Annotated in this window: 21 protein-coding genes; 1 reads left to right on the top strand and 20 read right to left on the bottom strand. The window is 57.0% G+C overall.

All coding sequences use genetic code 11. The features are described 5' to 3' along the window. Window positions 1-4: 4 nt before the first annotated feature. From BLW36_RS17355 to BLW36_RS10865, 15 genes are all read right to left on the bottom strand, one after another. Window positions 5-154, bottom strand: a complete 150-nt coding sequence (locus tag BLW36_RS17355) for a hypothetical protein (protein WP_170833190.1) — start codon at window positions 152-154, stop codon at window positions 5-7. Between the two features lie 2 nt (window positions 155-156). Continuing rightward, a complete protein-coding gene (locus BLW36_RS10930) occupies window positions 157-336 on the bottom strand; it encodes a hypothetical protein (RefSeq protein WP_091388178.1) in 180 nt (59 codons plus the stop codon). A 13-nt stretch (window positions 337-349) separates the two neighbouring features. Further along, the gene (locus tag BLW36_RS10925; protein ID WP_139304864.1) at window positions 350-583 is read right to left on the bottom strand and encodes a hypothetical protein; all 234 of its coding nucleotides are present in this window, start codon (window positions 581-583) and stop codon (window positions 350-352) included. Between the two features lie 130 nt (window positions 584-713). Next, complete coding sequence (locus tag BLW36_RS10920) at window positions 714-1,151, bottom strand: DUF1294 domain-containing protein (protein ID WP_091388173.1); 438 nt, start codon at window positions 1,149-1,151, stop codon at window positions 714-716. Window positions 1,152-1,272: 121 nt separating this feature from the next. Then, complete coding sequence (locus BLW36_RS10915; RefSeq protein WP_091388171.1) at window positions 1,273-1,902, bottom strand: hypothetical protein; 630 nt, start codon at window positions 1,900-1,902, stop codon at window positions 1,273-1,275. 77 nt (window positions 1,903-1,979) lie between these two features. Continuing rightward, entirely contained in the window at window positions 1,980-2,300 is a 321-nt protein-coding gene (locus BLW36_RS10910; protein WP_091388169.1) for a heavy metal-binding domain-containing protein, read from the bottom strand. 42 nt (window positions 2,301-2,342) lie between these two features. Further along, window positions 2,343-3,554, bottom strand: a complete 1,212-nt coding sequence (locus tag BLW36_RS10905) for a dipeptidase (protein ID WP_091388676.1) — start codon at window positions 3,552-3,554, stop codon at window positions 2,343-2,345. Window positions 3,555-3,675: 121 nt separating this feature from the next. Continuing rightward, window positions 3,676-4,005: a hypothetical protein gene (locus BLW36_RS10900; protein ID WP_211567184.1), complete on the bottom strand. Its 330-nt coding sequence runs from the start codon at window positions 4,003-4,005 to the stop codon at window positions 3,676-3,678. Between the two features lie 47 nt (window positions 4,006-4,052). Continuing rightward, the gene (locus BLW36_RS10895; protein ID WP_170833189.1) at window positions 4,053-4,844 is read right to left on the bottom strand and encodes a CPBP family intramembrane glutamic endopeptidase; all 792 of its coding nucleotides are present in this window, start codon (window positions 4,842-4,844) and stop codon (window positions 4,053-4,055) included. A gap of 85 nt (window positions 4,845-4,929) precedes the next feature. Next, complete coding sequence (locus BLW36_RS10890; RefSeq protein WP_091388165.1) at window positions 4,930-5,616, bottom strand: SCO family protein; 687 nt, start codon at window positions 5,614-5,616, stop codon at window positions 4,930-4,932. 3 nt (window positions 5,617-5,619) lie between these two features. Then, entirely contained in the window at window positions 5,620-6,513 is an 894-nt protein-coding gene (cyoE, locus tag BLW36_RS10885; protein WP_091388163.1) for a heme o synthase, read from the bottom strand. 70 nt (window positions 6,514-6,583) lie between these two features. Beyond that, complete coding sequence (locus BLW36_RS10880) at window positions 6,584-6,955, bottom strand: hypothetical protein (RefSeq protein WP_091388161.1); 372 nt, start codon at window positions 6,953-6,955, stop codon at window positions 6,584-6,586. Next, window positions 6,952-8,052, bottom strand: a complete 1,101-nt coding sequence (locus BLW36_RS10875) for a COX15/CtaA family protein (RefSeq protein ID WP_091388159.1) — start codon at window positions 8,050-8,052, stop codon at window positions 6,952-6,954. Before BLW36_RS10875 ends, BLW36_RS10880 begins: the two co-directional genes overlap by 4 nt. Before the next feature lie 14 nt (window positions 8,053-8,066). Next, window positions 8,067-8,558, bottom strand: a complete 492-nt coding sequence (locus BLW36_RS10870; protein WP_244506218.1) for a hypothetical protein — start codon at window positions 8,556-8,558, stop codon at window positions 8,067-8,069. Between the two features lie 178 nt (window positions 8,559-8,736). Continuing rightward, window positions 8,737-9,480 (bottom strand): SURF1 family protein, encoded by a 744-nt coding sequence (locus BLW36_RS10865; protein ID WP_091388155.1) that lies wholly within the window; start codon window positions 9,478-9,480, stop codon window positions 8,737-8,739. Window positions 9,481-9,512: 32 nt separating this feature from the next. On the opposite strand from BLW36_RS10865, the gene BLW36_RS10860 reads away from it, so the two are divergent. Next, window positions 9,513-9,737: a DUF2909 domain-containing protein gene (locus BLW36_RS10860; protein WP_091388153.1), complete on the top strand. Its 225-nt coding sequence runs from the start codon at window positions 9,513-9,515 to the stop codon at window positions 9,735-9,737. A 48-nt stretch (window positions 9,738-9,785) separates the two neighbouring features. Here the strand turns inward: BLW36_RS10860 and BLW36_RS10855 are convergent, their stop codons facing one another. The 5 genes from BLW36_RS10855 to BLW36_RS10835 form a co-directional block, all read right to left on the bottom strand. Beyond that, window positions 9,786-10,676, bottom strand: a complete 891-nt coding sequence (locus BLW36_RS10855) for a cytochrome c oxidase subunit 3 (protein WP_091388151.1) — start codon at window positions 10,674-10,676, stop codon at window positions 9,786-9,788. A 5-nt stretch (window positions 10,677-10,681) separates the two neighbouring features. Further along, window positions 10,682-11,254 carry a cytochrome c oxidase assembly protein gene (locus tag BLW36_RS10850; RefSeq protein WP_091388148.1) on the bottom strand — a complete coding sequence of 191 codons (573 nt, stop codon included), beginning with the start codon at window positions 11,252-11,254 and terminating at the stop codon, window positions 10,682-10,684. Window positions 11,255-11,268: 14 nt separating this feature from the next. Beyond that, window positions 11,269-12,819, bottom strand: a complete 1,551-nt coding sequence (gene ctaD, locus BLW36_RS10845) for a cytochrome c oxidase subunit I (RefSeq protein WP_091388146.1) — start codon at window positions 12,817-12,819, stop codon at window positions 11,269-11,271. Between the two features lie 9 nt (window positions 12,820-12,828). Further along, complete coding sequence (coxB, locus tag BLW36_RS10840; protein WP_091388144.1) at window positions 12,829-13,974, bottom strand: cytochrome c oxidase subunit II; 1,146 nt, start codon at window positions 13,972-13,974, stop codon at window positions 12,829-12,831. A 546-nt stretch (window positions 13,975-14,520) separates the two neighbouring features. Continuing rightward, the gene (locus tag BLW36_RS10835) at window positions 14,521-15,414 is read right to left on the bottom strand and encodes a response regulator transcription factor (RefSeq protein ID WP_091388141.1); all 894 of its coding nucleotides are present in this window, start codon (window positions 15,412-15,414) and stop codon (window positions 14,521-14,523) included. Between the last annotated feature and the right edge of the window lie 6 nt (window positions 15,415-15,420).

The raw sequence follows: 15,420 nt of genomic DNA, 5'->3' as shown, positions 1-15,420 counted from the left end.
TTGGCTATCTTCGCCCTTCCCGCTTTCTTCCTGGATTGGATTTTTGCACCGGCTCTGAACCGGCGCGGTGGAATTCATAGACGGTCAGCGCAATACCGATCAACAGCATCACGAACACGCCAATCGCGATCGCCAGCAATAGTGATTCGGACATAATCAGCGCACCCGGGCCAGCAGTGCAGAAACCTTAAAATAGATACCGAAGGCGAGGATTGACGGCACCCACAGTGCGGTAAATATGCCTTGATCCTTGTAACCGTTGAACCACAGATAGCCCGATAGCGCGAAGGAAATCGCCACCGCGAGCAGGATGAAAAAATCCGATAGCTTGAACATCGTTCTCTCCTTGTCAGTCAGCGTCGTAGTCCCAGAAACCTATGGCGGCAACCAACAGCCCGAATATTGCGATGGATGCCGGTATTCTCAGGCCTTCAATACCGAAAACCTCCACCATCGACGGCGCCAGCCCCATCCAGCCGAGCGGCAGCCACAGGGCCACAGGCGCCACTAGCAGCAACCCTAACAGGCCAATCAGGCGCCGCGCTCGCCTTGAATGTGAGAACTGGTCGAACAGGTTTTTCACGGAAGGGATCTCTGCGCCAGTGACGTCCATTTACGCCGGGACTTCACTCAGAGACTAGTTCATAGGCGTGAGAGGGAAAAACAACAAACTGCGGCTGCCTGTCAGATGAAGGGACCGGATGGGCACACCCCTAGCCAGCTACTGCGTTCTTTATGGCGGCAATTACCGCCGCCAATTGCGCGCCATTGCGATCCGTAAAAATCCACAGCAACAAACTGCAGTTGATGATCACGGTGATCCAGAAAGCGATTATGAAGCGGCGCTTGCTGCGTTTGTGATTAAACAGTGCCTGTGCAATCAGTGCGCCCGGCCAGCCACCGCCAAGTGCGACAGCATGCAGCGTACTCTCGCGGACACGCCAGCGCCCGTGAACAGCCGCCCACTTATCTTTGGCGTAAAGCACAATCGCCAGGAGGCTGGCTGCGCTGATCAGATAGGCAACTGCTTTCGGGATAGTACCATCGTGAGAGAAATACGCGACCAGAATCAGGAAGCATGCGGCAACGAATAAAGACAACGTTTTATCCGACTTGCGGCTCCTGGATTTCGGCCCCGTATCATTTGTCATGGTTTTTTATCGGCAATACCAATGTTCAGCTCTATATACGCCCATTTCATCGTGGTTTTGGCCGGTAATCAAGACTGCAAATACGATCGGAACACAAGGTAGCAGCAGCATTTTTCTGTGCCTACAGGAATATGGGTATGGTATTCCAGGAGATGCTGCTGTTGCCGCCTAACTCCCCTAGAACCAAGCCCTCTTTTTCCCCTGCCATTGAGATATCTATATTTACGTTGGAGTATTTATTCTTGAGCGCGTCCATGTCTTCGCTGAACGCATTGGCATAATCCACTCGTACCGCGGTAACGGTGGCACCAACAAGATGTGTCGCACTGAAGACAAACGACCCTAGGTAAGAAGTCTTTCCCGGCTCTACGTCGAATTCAATGGAAAACGGTTTGTTTTGCCTAAGGTTTGCCATACCGCTTTTGGTACTCCATGCATAGAACTCGTACTTGCCGACAGGCAATTCCAACACGTGTAGCTTGCCCGTTGAGTATTCAAAATCGCTTTTTTGTCTGGTTGGGAACAGTGCAATTCCCACCCCCGCACCAGCAGTTCCTTTTTTTGCAAAATCTAAACCGCGATAGTGGATATCATAACCGGAGTTCGGCCCATTGTATTTTACCGAAAACACGACCAATCCATTTCCAACAGTATCGCCTGCATTGAAAACTTGCGGTGGTTTCGGCGACTGGCTGGCGCAGCCCATCAGCAGCATGATCAATGACGAGAATAGGATTACAAGCTTTTGCATGATAGCTCTCTGTATTTAAGACTTTAGCCATAGTCAAACAAGGGGCGCGCCCCTGAACCGTCGATCGTGACTGGTAGTCAGCGAAATTTCACCGCCGTGCCGCTGACGCTAACCATCATCATGCCACCCTGCTGGCCGACAACTTCGTAGTCGATGTCGATACCGACGATACCATCGGCACCGAGTTTGCGCGCCTGCTTCTCCATATCTTCAAAGGCAACCCTGCGGGCCCTGCCCATCTCCCGCTCATAAGCACCGGCACGCCCGCCGACCACATCGCGCACGGCGCCAAAGATGTCCTTGAAAATATTTGCGCCGAGGATGGCCTCACCCACTACCACATCGAGGTAGTCCCTGATCTCTCTGCCATCCACGACCGAGGTTGTGGTTTTTAACATCGCAGTTTTTCTCCGATCTTGTTCGTACTGCAAATAGGGTTACTACTCAGTGCCTGCTGGCGCACCCTGCGGCTTAGCACGGGCATAGGCCTCGTTTTCACGCCACACCCGCACCAGATTGCCGCCGAGGATTTTGCCAACATCTTCCTCGCTGTAATCGCGCTCGAGCAGGCCGCGGATCAGATTGGGATACTGGGATACGTCCTTCAACCCGGTCGGCAGGCTATCGCCGACACCGTCGTAATCCGAGCCAATGCCGATATGTTCGACACCGACCAGCTCGCGCACATGATCGAAGTGATCCAGCACATCGTCTAGTTCCGCGTAGACGAACTCTTCCTCCATCAGCCGCTCGGTAAAGTGCTTTACGTCTTCACTGTCCTCGTCCAGCCCCTGCTCGCGCATGTACTGTTCTGTCGCGGTGCGGATTTTTGCGCGAGACTCACGTGACGCCTCGCTGATGAAGGTGGAGCCGAAATTGATCATGATGACACCGCCGTTGTTCGCCAACGCACGGATCATCTCGTCGCTCATATTGCGCTCGAAACCCGGGGTAAAGTGGCGTGCGGAGGAATGTGAAGCGATTACCGGTACCTCGGATATTTCCATGACCTGCCAGAAGGCGTCGTCGGAGATATGCGAAACATCGACCATAACGCCGGCACGGTTCATTTCCTTCACCAATTGTTTACCGAAATCGCTAAGGCCCTGCCACTGCCGCTGCTCGTCGTAGGAAGAGTCTGAGATATGATTGCTCTTCGAATGGGTCAGCGTGATATAGCGTATGCCGCGCTCGGCAAAGTGATGCAGGTTTTGTAGATCGCCGGCAATTGCCGCCCCATTTTCCATCCCGAGTGGCAGTGATATACGTCCGCTGGCCACCTGCCGCTCCATTTCCTTGACAGAATGGGGGATCGCAAACTTGTCTGGGTGCCGCGCCACCAGACCTTCCACTTGATCGATCAGCCGATCGGCGTAGTCCCTGGCGCTGCCATCGCTCTCCATTTCCGCCGGGATATAGATCGACATAAACGGCGCGTTCAGACCGCCGCGATTTGCGCGTGGATAGTCGAAATCACCACCCTGTGTCGCCATTCCGACATCGGCAGGCTTCTCATTCAAGCGGTAAGGCACATCGATATGGGTATCCACCAGTAAATACTGTTGCGCCATGCGCTGGGCCTGCTTATTCAGCTCCGCGTCCTGGCCACAGCCAGTCACGGCCAAGGCAACCGCTAAAGCAATTTTCCTCATTTCACCCACTCCCATTTGATTTTTTCTATTGGCCCGGCGGCGACCTGCGTTTGGATATTGTCGCCACCCACTGGCATTCGGTGCCGGACTAAGCCAAGAAGCTTGATGGACACTACTTGGTTTACAGGGATTTCCTGTCCGGCATATCGGTAGCGCCCTCTTCGGCAATTTCCACGAACGACTCGCCGCCCTTGCGGTAGGTCTCGAATTCCAGACCTTTGTACAGTGTGATGGCGATGATCACTGCGCCGAAAACCGCAAAGAAGGTGCCCGGCGCGGCCTTCTTGATCACCACCCGGTTGTCGCCGAAGCCGGTTTCCAGTTCGCCGGCGTGGCCCCAGATACCCGACATGAACAGGCGGTAGCCCATATAGGCAAATACGCAGCCCACCAGTAACGAGGTGATCTTGTAAGAAATCAGGGAAAATATGATATGAGTGCTCAGTTCCACCTAAGTATCCTTTTGAGGTTTTTCGGATCTTCTATTCGTGCAGGCAGTCAGCCGGCAATTGGATAGGGCAGCAAAAACATGTGTAGCAGGTTGACACCCCAGTGAGCCAGAACGCAGCCCCAGAAATTTTGCCGCAAACACCACAGCAGCGAGTAGCAAAACCCGGCAACCGTCACCAGGGCAAGTGCCGTCGCCGAAGCCGCCCAGCCGGTGTGCAGGAAAGTAAACACGGCAGTCACCAGCGGCACCGCCAGCCAGCGCCAGCGCCCCAGGCCGTTTTCCACGCCCCGCTGCAGAATCCAGCGGAAAAAGCCCTCTTCGCTGACACAGACCACCAGCAGGTTTATCGCTGCGGCCACGACGATTGCCATCGCAAATTTGGCGGAGGTTCCCAATACTGCTGCTGCGCAAACAAGCGGAATCATCACGGCAGCAGCTATGTAGGGCATATCAACCGCCTTCAGGGACTGGCGCAGGCGCAGCATAAAGGCGACCAGGGCAATGGCGATAACGGCCTTGCCCACATTGAAGTTGGCATAGATGCTGTTGCCGGCACCATCCGTATACGGGGGCAGCAACTCGATGCGCGCAGCGCCCGGCAACAGTCCCAGTGCCGTAACCAACATCAGTAACCCTGCGGCCAGATAGCTGAGACCGCGCTTCCAGCCACGCGTCGTTTCGATCGTATACAGGGATAGCCAGATCAACGGTGCGGCCAGCCCGGTCCAACCGAATGGAATGGCGCACAGGGTCAACAATAGCGGTGCGGCCCACAGACCGGCTTTGCGAGTCTGTAGGGCCCGATATGGCCCTTCGGGGTCGAGTGATTCGCTGCGCATGAGTGTCCTTTTACCGGTAGTCATTCGCACTCGTCAGCGGCCCTGATTGCTATCCGCGGGCAAGGCCAGCCGACGAAGTGCCTGATCAACCGTTAAAGGTGGCGCGCATCGAGCGATAGGTCAACTTCATTTTGGCCGGATCCAGGGGCGCCTTGAAAAACGCGTGGTAATGGCCGCGCGGATTGATCAGCACCACCTGCGAACCGTGATCGACGGTGTATTCGCCGTCTTCGAGCGGTACTTTGTTGAAGGGCACGTTCAGCTGGTTGGCAAATCGTTTCAGGTTCAGGAATTCACCGGTGAGCCCGCGAAAATCTTCATTGAAGTAGCGCACATAGTCGTGCAGCTGTTGCGGGCCGTCCCGCTTGGGATCGACGGAAACCAGAAGAATATCGGTGTCAGCGCGCGTCTGCTCGTCGAGAGTCTGATAAAAACTGTTCAGTGTGGCGAGCGTGGTCGGGCAGACATCGGGGCAGTGGGTAAAACCGAAAAAGACCAGTGTCCAGCGCCCACTCAGGCTCTCGGTGCGGAATACCGCACCAGTGTCGTCGAGCAACTCGAAATTATCCAGTATGCGCGGGCGCTCCAGTTTTACCGTGCCATTCAGGCGCAATTCGGAATCGGTAATGACTCGCGGCTGCCCCATCTTGTGCAGGAAACCCAGCACCACGGCAATCATAAACAGCACCAGCACTGCTACTGTCAGCCAGATACCGCGGCGCTGTTCGGGGCTGTTGTGTGTCGTATTTTCTCGGTTTGCTGTATTGGCCATCTCTTACACCGCAATCAGATAGTGATCCAGCAACATAATGCAGAACAGTGCCATCAGATAAACGATGGAATATTTAAACGTCTCCATACCGGCATTCGGGTTCTTATCGCGCAGCATTTCCACGGCCCAGTAGACGAAACCCAGCCCCAGTACGACTGCACCGAGCAGATACAGCCAACCAAGCATCGCGGTGGCGAAGGGCAACAGGCTGACCGCGAGCAACACAAAGGTATACAGCAGAATGTGGAGCTTTGTGTAAGCCACACCGTGAGTCACGGGCAGCATCGGGATATCCGCTTTCGCATAATCCGCGCGGCGGTGCACCGCGAGAGCCCAGAAGTGCGGCGGTGTCCAGGCGAAGATAATCAGCACCAGTAACAGGCCATGGCCATGCAGTTCACCGGTGACTGCCGTCCAGCCGAGCAGCGGTGGCGCCGCACCAGCGATACCGCCGATGACAATATTCTGCGGCGTGGCGCGCTTCAGGAACATGGTGTAAACGACGGCATAGCCGAGCAGTGAGAACAGGGTCAACCAGGCCGTCAGCGCATTGACGAACACCAGCAGGATAGCCATGCCGACACTGCCGAGCAGCAGTGCAAACAGCAGCGCCTTCTGCGGCTCGACGCGACCACGGGCGACCGGTCGGTTGCTGGTGCGCGCCATCTTGATATCGATATGGCGGTCGACGAGGTGATTGACTGCGGCAGCGCTGCCGGCGCAGAGTGCGATGCCCAGGTTGCCGAATAGTAATATATCCACTGGCACCATTCCGGGCACCGCCAGCAGCATGCCGATAACGGAGGTCAGAATCATCAGCATCACCACCCGCGGCTTGGTGAGCTCGTAATAATCGCGCCAGCTGGTTTGGCTCAGTGCGGCGGTTTGTGCGGTCATGGTGTCACCTCATTATTATCTTTATCGTCATCGCGACATGTTGCTCGGCTGATTTCTAAATGCGGTATCGCTATCCTTTTCGTTCCGGTACGGCGTAAGCCATCCCGCGACACTCAATGAAGAGCTGACACATTGCATCTGCGCTTTTTCCGCAGGACTCAACCACAACCCCGTTGCCGCCGAGTCGCTGCACACGGAGTTTCAAGTTGTCGACCAGTGCCTGTCGGCTTGGTTGACGATCGCCGGGTTTTTTCTGGCAATGGGCCGCTTCAACAAAACCCAGCGAAGTTGCCTGGTAACGGGCTATTTCTTCCGCCGTATACTCACGCACGCTGGCGGCTTTCACTTTTGTGTTCGTGTACGCGCCCAAATTCGTATTGAATTGAACGCTGTCGCAGCCGCTGATAACAAAAGTTACGATAACCGCGGCAAGCTGCTTCATAATTCCCCTGCCAGCACCGTTCCATGTAACTCGGAATTTTCTCGTTCGCTGTTCGTGCTGCTTGCCTGGGGCTGCGCTGTCTGAATCCGGTAACAGAAAGTCAGCAATCCGAGCAGCAACAGCGCGGCGCCGGCGTTGTGCGCGACGGCGATCGGCAGCGGCAGGAACATTACGACGTTGGCGATGCCGAGACATACCTGCAGAGCGAGGGCGCCCGCAAGCCCAATCGCCCATCGGCGCGAACCGGCGCGCCAGGCGAGCAGCGCCAGGCTGAGAACCAGTAATGTAACGATCAGCGCCCCAATGCGGTGCGTCAGATGTATTGCGGTACGCGCATCACTCTCCAGCGCGCCGCCGAGGTAATTGGGGCCAATCTGCTGGGCCACATTAAATCCCTGCGCGAAATCGGCCTGCGGCCACCATTCGCCGTGGCAGGTGGGGAAGTCGGGGCAGGCCAGCGCCGCATAATTGGAGCTGGTCCAGCCGCCCAGGACGATCTGCAGCACGACGGTGGCCACGGCAATAAACGCCAGTGGGCGGATTTTTTGCAGCGCGCGGAATTCGTGCGCCGGGATAAAACGCCCTTTGTTGCGCAGACGCTCCACGATCAGCCACAACATGGACAGGGTCGCCAGACCTCCAAGCAGGTGTGCGGTCACCACCTGTGGCCAGAGTTTCAGGGTGACCGTCCACATGCCGAACGCGGCCTGCAGAATAATCAGCCCGAGTAGAAAATGCGTCTGCTTGAAGGTGCGGTGACCGCGTCGGCGCCAGGACAGTACCGTTAAGCCGCCAACCAGTAGCAGCAGGGCACCGGCGAAGTAGCGATGTACCATTTCCGGCCAGGTCTTGTCGGTTTGCACCGGGGCGTGGGGAAAGGCGGCGTTGGCATTCTGTATCTCGTGGTGTTCGTCCGGCCAGGTTAGGTGACCGTAGCAGCCGGGCCAGTCCGGGCAACCGAGGCCGGCATCGGCCAGACGCGTGAAGGCGCCGAGCACCACGACCACCACGGCCAGCGCGCAACCGGCCAGTGCCAGGCGCAGGCGCCACGCAGTGTGCGGCTTGCTGTCGGTGGGGTCCCGTTCGTAATTATCCATCGCATCTCTCCCGGTTACTTCTCGTAGGAGTACTTCAGTAGTCGTTTGATATCTTTCAGCAGCTGGTTGCCGCTGTGGTGATTGTCATAGGCCATCATGGCAAAGCCCTGCTGGTCGACCAGCAGCACCCTCGTATCGGCAATACCTTCGTGCGCGCTCTGCCGCTGCAGTTGCAACAACGACGCCTCCGGTAACTGCACCACGCGCAAGCGCGGATGATCCCGCTGCAGCATTTGCTGGAATTCATCCCCGAGTGGTGCCGTCGTGACCAGCAACCGCTCTACCCGGGTGGCCTTTTCACCGAGGCGGATATGGACCTGGCGGCTGGTGTAGAGCAGCTGCTCGCAGTCCGCCGCGCACTCGTTACCGGACAGAATCAGATAACGCCATTTGGGAGATTCTTCCGCAAGCTGCACCGGCGCCGTACCGCCCTCAATGAACGGCAACTGGCTGATGTCCACTGGCGGCTTTAGCAGCTGGCCCTGATTGATTGTGCCATCGGGCATGCCCACCCCGGAATAAAAAACAATATAAGCGGCCAGTATTGGCAGCAGCACCGAAGCGACAACGGAAACACCTTGGATTGCCCCGATTCCAGACGATTTTGCGCTGGGGGATTCTCTGTCGGCGGCAGGGTTATGGCTAGTATGGGTCACGGCAGTGTTACCTCTTTAGCACTTCAATTTATTGTTTTCGCAGCAGTTGCGGCAACCTGGTCGCAGCGCATAACCACAGTACAATCAGCGCTATCGCCATGGCAAACCATTGTACGGCATATGCGCGGTGGCGCTGCGGTGGGCTGTTGATCAATTGCCAGTCCGTTACCAGCGCCGTGTCCGAATCCGCGCTGAGGCGAATACTCCACTCGGGCCGCTCCAGCTCCAGACTACCAGTAAATACGCTATCGAGCTGCTGAATTCTGGTCCCGGTGATCGGCGCTGCCTCTTCGGCAACGGTCGCAACCGGGTACAGAAACCCCGTGATGACCTTCGCCGCCATCGGCCAGCTGACTTCGGGCAGCTGATTGCGCTGTGCCGGAGCGGCGAGCCAACCGCGATTGACCAGCCAGCGCTGGTTAGCAGCGACGAAGACCTGTAACACCTCGTAACCGACGCGGCCATCGCGGGTGCGGTTGTCGTGCAGATGATATTCGCCGGTGTAGTAGCCGAGTAGACGCACCGGTGTATAGGCCTGCAAATGCTGTAGCTCGGCGGGATTCTGTGGCTGCATCGCCAGGCGTGCATCGAGTGCCGCGGTGAGCATGGCTTTCTCGGCGCCACGCTGTAACTGCCAGACACCCAGCGATATCAGGAGCGGTAGCAACAGGCCACTCAGGATGGTAAGGGGCCAGTTTCGAATCAGTGCTACACTGGCGTTTTTCGCTTGCACTGAAGGGGTGTGTACCGTCATGCCGATTTTCGCCTGCAAGCAGGCTCCTACATCAATTGGCGAATAATAATATGTGGCTGAAAATCGTTATTGTGTTTCTGTTTCTCGCAGTGCTGGCCAGCCTGTCCAGTGCACTGTTTTTCCTGCTGCGTGATATGGGCGCACCGCAATCGAAGAGAACACTCTACGCCCTCGGCATCCGTATCTCTCTTGCCGCGCTACTACTGTTGGCCATCTGGTACGGTTTCGACAGCGGCATTTTATCCAATACGGCGCCCTGGGCAGATAAATACTAATTTTCAGATTGGAAGCCCGCCTGCTGCGGGCCCCCAAACTCAGTCCGCCTATGCGCCCAGCACGTAGACGAAAATAAACAGGCCTACCCATACGACGTCCACGAAGTGCCAGTACCAGCTGGCCGCCTCGAAGCCGAAATGATCATCCGGCGTGAAGTGGTGGGCGATCACAGAACGCAACAGCATGATCAGCAGCATGATGGTACCGAGTGTGACGTGCGCACCGTGGAATCCGGTCAACATAAAGAAAGTAGTGCCGTAGATGCCGGACTCTAGTGTCAGGCCCAGGTGCTTGTACGCCTCGTAGTATTCCTCCGCCTGGAAGAACAGGAACAGCGCCCCGAGTGCAACGGTCAGCGCCAGCCACAGATTGAACGCACTGCGCTTGCCCTGTTTCAGGAACACATGGGCGAAGTGCACGGTGACACTCGAAGACAGCAGAATAACCGTGTTCAGCAGTGGCAGATGCCAGGGGTCAATAATCTCCTTGGGGCCCAATATTTTTGCCGCATCGCCGTGTACGGCCGCATCCGGAGTCACGTAGAGCGGCCAGGTATTCTCGAAGCCCTGCCACAGCATATTCGATGTGCCGCGGTCGCCTTCACCACCCAGCCAGGGCAGGGCGAAATTGCGGATGTAATAGAGGGCGCCGAAGAAAGCGGCGAAGAACATTACCTCGGAAAAAATAAACCAGCCCATGCCCCACACATAAGAGCGTTTCAGCTGCTCGCTGTTGAGGCCGGCCATATTTTCTCGGATTACCTGTGCAAACCAGAACCACAGCACAGTCGCCATGGCCAGGGCACCCGCGAAGAAAATGTACGCGCTGCCACCGTTGATCCAGTTGGCGGCGCCGAAGGCCGTTAGGAACAGGCCGATGGTGGCAAAAATAGGCAGCCTGGACTGCTCGGGCACATAGTAGCTGCTTTCACTGGCCATAATTTTTATCCCTCTCGCTCGGAGTCGGTATTTTTGTTATCAAAATTGCTTGAGACTCTTTCCGTGATATCAAACAGCGTATAGGAAAGGGTAATGGTGTTAACGCTCGGGGGAAGGTCCGGGTCGACGATAAATCGCAGCGGCAACTCGGCAGTTTCCCCGGCTTTCAGTGCCTGCTGATTGAAGCAGAAGCACTCTGTCTTGTGGAAATACTCGGCGGCCTTAAATGGCACCAGGCTCGGAATCGCCTGGGCAACCATATCGCGCTCGGTGGGATTCGTGGCGAGAAAGACGGTATCCATTGCCTCGCCTGGATGTACTTTCACAGACACGACACTCGGCTTGAAGCCCCACGGCATGTTCTCATTGTTGCTGGCCACGAACTGGACGGTGACCAGTCTGTCGCGGTCCACTGCCGCGGGTACCGCTTCGTATTTACCGCCGGTCTTACCGTTCAGCCCGGTGATTTCACAGAAGGCGTCGTATAGCGGCGGCATGACAAAAATCGCAAACACCAGCATGCTGGCGGCAAGCGCCAGCAGCTTGGTGGCTATTTTTGCGTTGTCACTCCAGCGCATCGCTCAATGTCCTGTCAGCGTACGGCCGGAGGCGTGCTGAATGTGTGGTAAGGCGCCGGCGACGGAACCGTCCACTCCAACCCTTCCGGATTGTCCCAGACTTCGGCGGTCGCCTTCTTGCCACCCTGCACAGTGCGGATCACATTGAACAGGAACACCAGCTGCGCTGCGCCAAACAGGAAGGCTCCCATACTGGCTATCTGATTGAAGTCGGCAAACTGCAGCGCGTAGTCGGGGATGCGGCGCGGCATACCGGCCAGCCCAACGAAATGCATTGGGAAGAAGGTGACGTTCAGGCCGACAAATGCCAGCCAGAAATGCACCTTGCCCATGGTCTCGTTGTACATGTTGCCGGTCCACTTCGGCAGCCAGTAGTAGACACCGGCGGTAATCGAGAAGATGGCACCGGGCACCAACACGTAGTGGAAGTGCGCCACCACGAAATAGGTGTCGTGATACTGGAAGTCCGCCGGGGCGATCGCCAGCATCAGTCCGGAGAAGCCGCCGATGGTAAACAGAATCACGAAGGCCACCGCGAACAGCATCGGTGTCTCGAACGTCATCGAGCCGCGGAACATGGTGGTAACCCAGTTGAATACCTTCACCCCGGTGGGCACCGCGATCAGCATGGTGGCGTACATGAAGAACAGCTCACCGGCGATCGGCATACCGACCGTGAACATGTGGTGCGCCCAGACAATAAAGCTGAGGAAAGCAATGGATGCGGTCGCGTACACCATCGAGCTGTAGCCGAACAGCGGCTTGCGCGCAAAGGTGGGAATGATCGCCGACACGATACCGAATGCCGGCAGGATCATGATGTACACCTCGGGGTGACCGAAGAACCAGAAGACATGCTGGAACAGCACCGGGTCACCGCCACCGGCAGCGCTGAAGAAGCTGGTGCCGAAGTGAATATCCATCAGCATCATGGTCACCACGCCGGCCAGTACCGGCATAACCGCGATCAGCAGGTAGGCGGTGATCAGCCAGGTCCATACGAACAGCGGCATCTTCATCAGGGTCATGCCCGGCGCGCGCATATTCAGGATGGTGGCGATGATATTGATCGATCCCATAATCGACGACGCGCCCATGATATGGATCGAGAAGATGAAGAAGGTCACGCTCGGCGGCGCATACTCTGTAGAGAGCGGTGCGTAGAAAGTCCAGCCGAAGTTCGGTGCCCCGCCCTCCATGAACAGCGTGGACGCCAGCATCGCGAAGGCGAACGGCAGTATCCAGAAACTCCAGTTGTTCATGCGCGGCAGCGCCATATCCGGAGCGCCGATCATCATCGGGATCATCCAGTTGGCAAGACCGACGAACGCCGGCATCACCGCCCCGAACACCATGATCAGGCCGTGCATGGTGGTCATCTGGTTGAAGAATTCCGGCTGCACTATCTGCAGACCCGGCTCGAACAGCTCGGCGCGAATTACCAGCGCCATGCAGCCGCCCAGCAGGAACATTGCAAAACTGAACCAGAGGTACATCGAGCCGATGTCTTTGTGGTTGGTGGTGTAGAGCCACCGCTTGAATCCGGGTTGCGGACCGTGTGCCATGACTAACTCCTACTGCTTATTCTTAAAATTGAGAATGTCGATGGGCTGCACGGTGTCGCCCATGTCGTTGCCGAACGCATTGCGCTGATAGGTAATCACCGCAGCCAGGTCAACCTCGGACAGCTGCTCGCCGAATGCCTGCATGGCCGGGTTCTGCTGCGAACCGCTAATCACCATGCTCAGGTGTCCATCGAGTGGGCCCGTGGCGATCTTGGAGCCGGCGATCGCCGGGAAGGCCCCCGGCACACCCTGACCATTCGGCTGGTGGCAGGCGGCACAGTTGCGGTTATAGACCTTTTCGCCTCGCGCCAGGAGTTCATCGAAGGTGAAGGTTTTCTCGGTCAGCTCCCGCATCTTCGCCGCGGCGGCCGCGCGCTCACCGAGCCAGGCGGTATATTCCGCCTCGGGCACCGCCTTGACGACGATCGGCATAAAGCCGTGGTCCTTGCCACACAGCTCGGCGCACTGGCCGCGGTAGATGCCAGGCTCGTCGATACGGGTCCAGGATTCATTGATAAAGCCCGGAATAGCATCTTTCTTCACTGCCAGATCCGGCACCCACCAGGCGTGGATCACGTCGTTGGCGGTGATCAGGAAGCGAATCTTCTTGTTCACCGGCACCACCAGCGGCTCGTCTACCTCAAGCAGGTAGTTTTCGCTTTTCGGCTGCTGGTTGTCGATTTGAGTGCGGGGCGTGGAGAGATTGGAGAAGAAGGAGACATCGGAACCCAGGTAGTTGTACTTCCACTTCCACTGGTAGCCCGTGATCATGATATCCAGATCGGCTTCCTCAGTGTCGTAGATGTCGTACAGGGTCTTGGTGGCGGGAATCGCCATCAGGATCAGGATGATGGTGGGGACGATTGTCCACACAAGCTCCACCGCGGTGCTCTCGTGGAACTGCGCCGCCTGGTAGCCCTTGCTCTTGCGATGGCGCCACATGCTGTAAAACATGACCCCGAACACCACCACGCCAATCGCCACACAGATCCAGAAAATCAGCATGTGCAGGTTGTACGTGGTATGGGCGACTTCCGTCACCCCCTGGGTCATATTGACCCCCCAGCGCTCCGCCCCCTCTTTTTCCGCATACGCGGAGTGGGCCAGCACCGAAGTGGCCAGCAAGGCGAACAGCCGATTGAAGCCTCTCAACATCGCCTACAGATCTCCGTGGTTGCGAGCTTCGATACCGAAACCCGTAATTATTATTCTCGACCGTTGGCCGTCACGGATAACTGGACTCCCCCGATTGCCGGAAACCGGCGCCGGGACAATTCCACACAAAAATTGTGGACATGCTGTAGTAACACAAGACTACATACACTGGGCGGAGAGAAATCCCCGCGATACTGCCGTCAGTGCAACTTGTTATTCTAATTAAAGATTTTTACTTCAGATGTCGTCGTCCGGAAGGTACAACCAACAACCTGTGTATTTATTTGTCGCATCTACTGCATGTACAAAAGGAACACATCGCCAGAAAAAAGTCAATTGATCCGCCACGCCGATACGGCCTTTGTTGTCGCGGTCACAGGGTAATCCAAACCCGCTGCCACCCAAGCGTCTTGCTTGGCGAGCACGCGGCTTTCGTGCGCACTGACGGCGCCGACAACACCTGCGCCCCGGCGGAGAAAAATTGGATCAACCGATTACCGCGGTGGACGACTCGCCCAGGCCCGGTGACCGAGGTTGTAACGACAGTTACTCCGTGAGGCTTGCCGCACTGCCGATATAGACGGCCAGCGGATCCTCATCCGATCCGGGATCGAAGCTGGAAATGGCATTCAGGAACAGTGAGAACAGCTCGTTCTGCGAATTCACATCGAGTTTCTGGTAGATGCGTTTGCGGTGCTTGCGCAGGGTGTCCACCGCGATGCCGAGTTTCTCCGCCGCGTAGCGCGTGCTGTAACCGCGCAGTATCAGGCCGAGAACGGCGCGCTCGCGGTCGGAGAGTATCGAGCGCCCAAACCTGTTGAAGGCCTGGTTGATGCTGCTGCCTATACCGGGGTTGGTTCGGGTGACCGGGTACCATTCCGCCGGCTTTCCCCGCGACGCAATGTCCTGTTGGTTGATGTGCTGCAGCACGAGGTTGCGCACCAGCGGTTCCACCGCGCGCAGTAAGTCCAGCTCACTACAACTGAACGCTTCCGCATCGTGGCTGCGCATCAGGCAGACGTGCAGCGCGGTGTCCGCATTGACCTCCACCATAAATACGATTTCATCGCGGGTGCCCAGCTTGCAGTAGTAGCTGCGGCAGTAAGCGCTCTGCGCGAATTCGCCGGGTTCGATTTCTGTCAGGCAATAAACGCCGGAGGGATTTGGATGGTGGAAAATCGCCCTGTAATAGGGGTCGAGCAGATAAGAGCCGTTGCGGTACAGGTCTATATGAACTTCCTGCTGCTGCGTCTCTATGTCGTAGAACAGGATACGCGGTGGCTGGTCGCGGTGGTAGAGCCACACCTGCGGATTGTCCGCAGCCACCAGTGTGCGGATCGCCGCGACCAGTTCTTGATAGAAACTGGCACGGCCGCAGTGCAGCAGCAGTTCCGCGGCCTTGCGATTCCACGTCGCACAGCGGGAAAGTTCAGCGGTCATGTGAAA

Origin of the sequence: Microbulbifer marinus, from assembly GCF_900107725.1 — a bacterium.
Taxonomy (GTDB): domain Bacteria; phylum Pseudomonadota; class Gammaproteobacteria; order Pseudomonadales; family Cellvibrionaceae; genus Microbulbifer; species Microbulbifer marinus.
The sequence above is the reverse complement of the archived record's forward strand: the minus strand, read 5'-3'. Positions and strand labels throughout refer to the sequence as shown.

Excerpts from the sequence above, each read along its gene's own strand:
- BLW36_RS10855 (WP_091388151.1), bottom strand. The coding sequence starts at position 10,676 with ATGGCCAGTGAAAGCAGCTACTATGTGCCCGAGCAGTCCAGGCTGCCT.
- BLW36_RS10920 (WP_091388173.1), bottom strand. The coding sequence starts at position 1,151 with ATGACAAATGATACGGGGCCGAAATCCAGGAGCCGCAAGTCGGATAAA.
- BLW36_RS10910 (WP_091388169.1), bottom strand. The coding sequence starts at position 2,300 with ATGTTAAAAACCACAACCTCGGTCGTGGATGGCAGAGAGATCAGGGAC.
- BLW36_RS10875 (WP_091388159.1), bottom strand. The coding sequence starts at position 8,052 with ATGGATAATTACGAACGGGACCCCACCGACAGCAAGCCGCACACTGCG.
- BLW36_RS10835 (WP_091388141.1), bottom strand. The coding sequence starts at position 15,414 with ATGACCGCTGAACTTTCCCGCTGTGCGACGTGGAATCGCAAGGCCGCG.
- ctaD (WP_091388146.1), bottom strand. The coding sequence starts at position 12,819 with ATGGCACACGGTCCGCAACCCGGATTCAAGCGGTGGCTCTACACCACC.
- BLW36_RS10860 (WP_091388153.1), top strand. The coding sequence starts at position 9,513 with ATGTGGCTGAAAATCGTTATTGTGTTTCTGTTTCTCGCAGTGCTGGCC.
- BLW36_RS17355 (WP_170833190.1), bottom strand. The coding sequence starts at position 154 with ATGTCCGAATCACTATTGCTGGCGATCGCGATTGGCGTGTTCGTGATG.
- BLW36_RS10915 (WP_091388171.1), bottom strand. The coding sequence starts at position 1,902 with ATGCAAAAGCTTGTAATCCTATTCTCGTCATTGATCATGCTGCTGATG.
- BLW36_RS10905 (WP_091388676.1), bottom strand. The coding sequence starts at position 3,554 with ATGAGGAAAATTGCTTTAGCGGTTGCCTTGGCCGTGACTGGCTGTGGC.
- coxB (WP_091388144.1), bottom strand. The coding sequence starts at position 13,974 with ATGTTGAGAGGCTTCAATCGGCTGTTCGCCTTGCTGGCCACTTCGGTG.
- BLW36_RS10880 (WP_091388161.1), bottom strand. The coding sequence starts at position 6,955 with ATGAAGCAGCTTGCCGCGGTTATCGTAACTTTTGTTATCAGCGGCTGC.
- BLW36_RS10850 (WP_091388148.1), bottom strand. The coding sequence starts at position 11,254 with ATGCGCTGGAGTGACAACGCAAAAATAGCCACCAAGCTGCTGGCGCTT.
- BLW36_RS10895 (WP_170833189.1), bottom strand. The coding sequence starts at position 4,844 with ATGCGCAGCGAATCACTCGACCCCGAAGGGCCATATCGGGCCCTACAG.
- cyoE (WP_091388163.1), bottom strand. The coding sequence starts at position 6,513 with ATGACCGCACAAACCGCCGCACTGAGCCAAACCAGCTGGCGCGATTAT.
- BLW36_RS10930 (WP_091388178.1), bottom strand. The coding sequence starts at position 336 with ATGTTCAAGCTATCGGATTTTTTCATCCTGCTCGCGGTGGCGATTTCC.
- BLW36_RS10870 (WP_244506218.1), bottom strand. The coding sequence starts at position 8,558 with ATGCCCGATGGCACAATCAATCAGGGCCAGCTGCTAAAGCCGCCAGTG.
- BLW36_RS10890 (WP_091388165.1), bottom strand. The coding sequence starts at position 5,616 with ATGGCCAATACAGCAAACCGAGAAAATACGACACACAACAGCCCCGAA.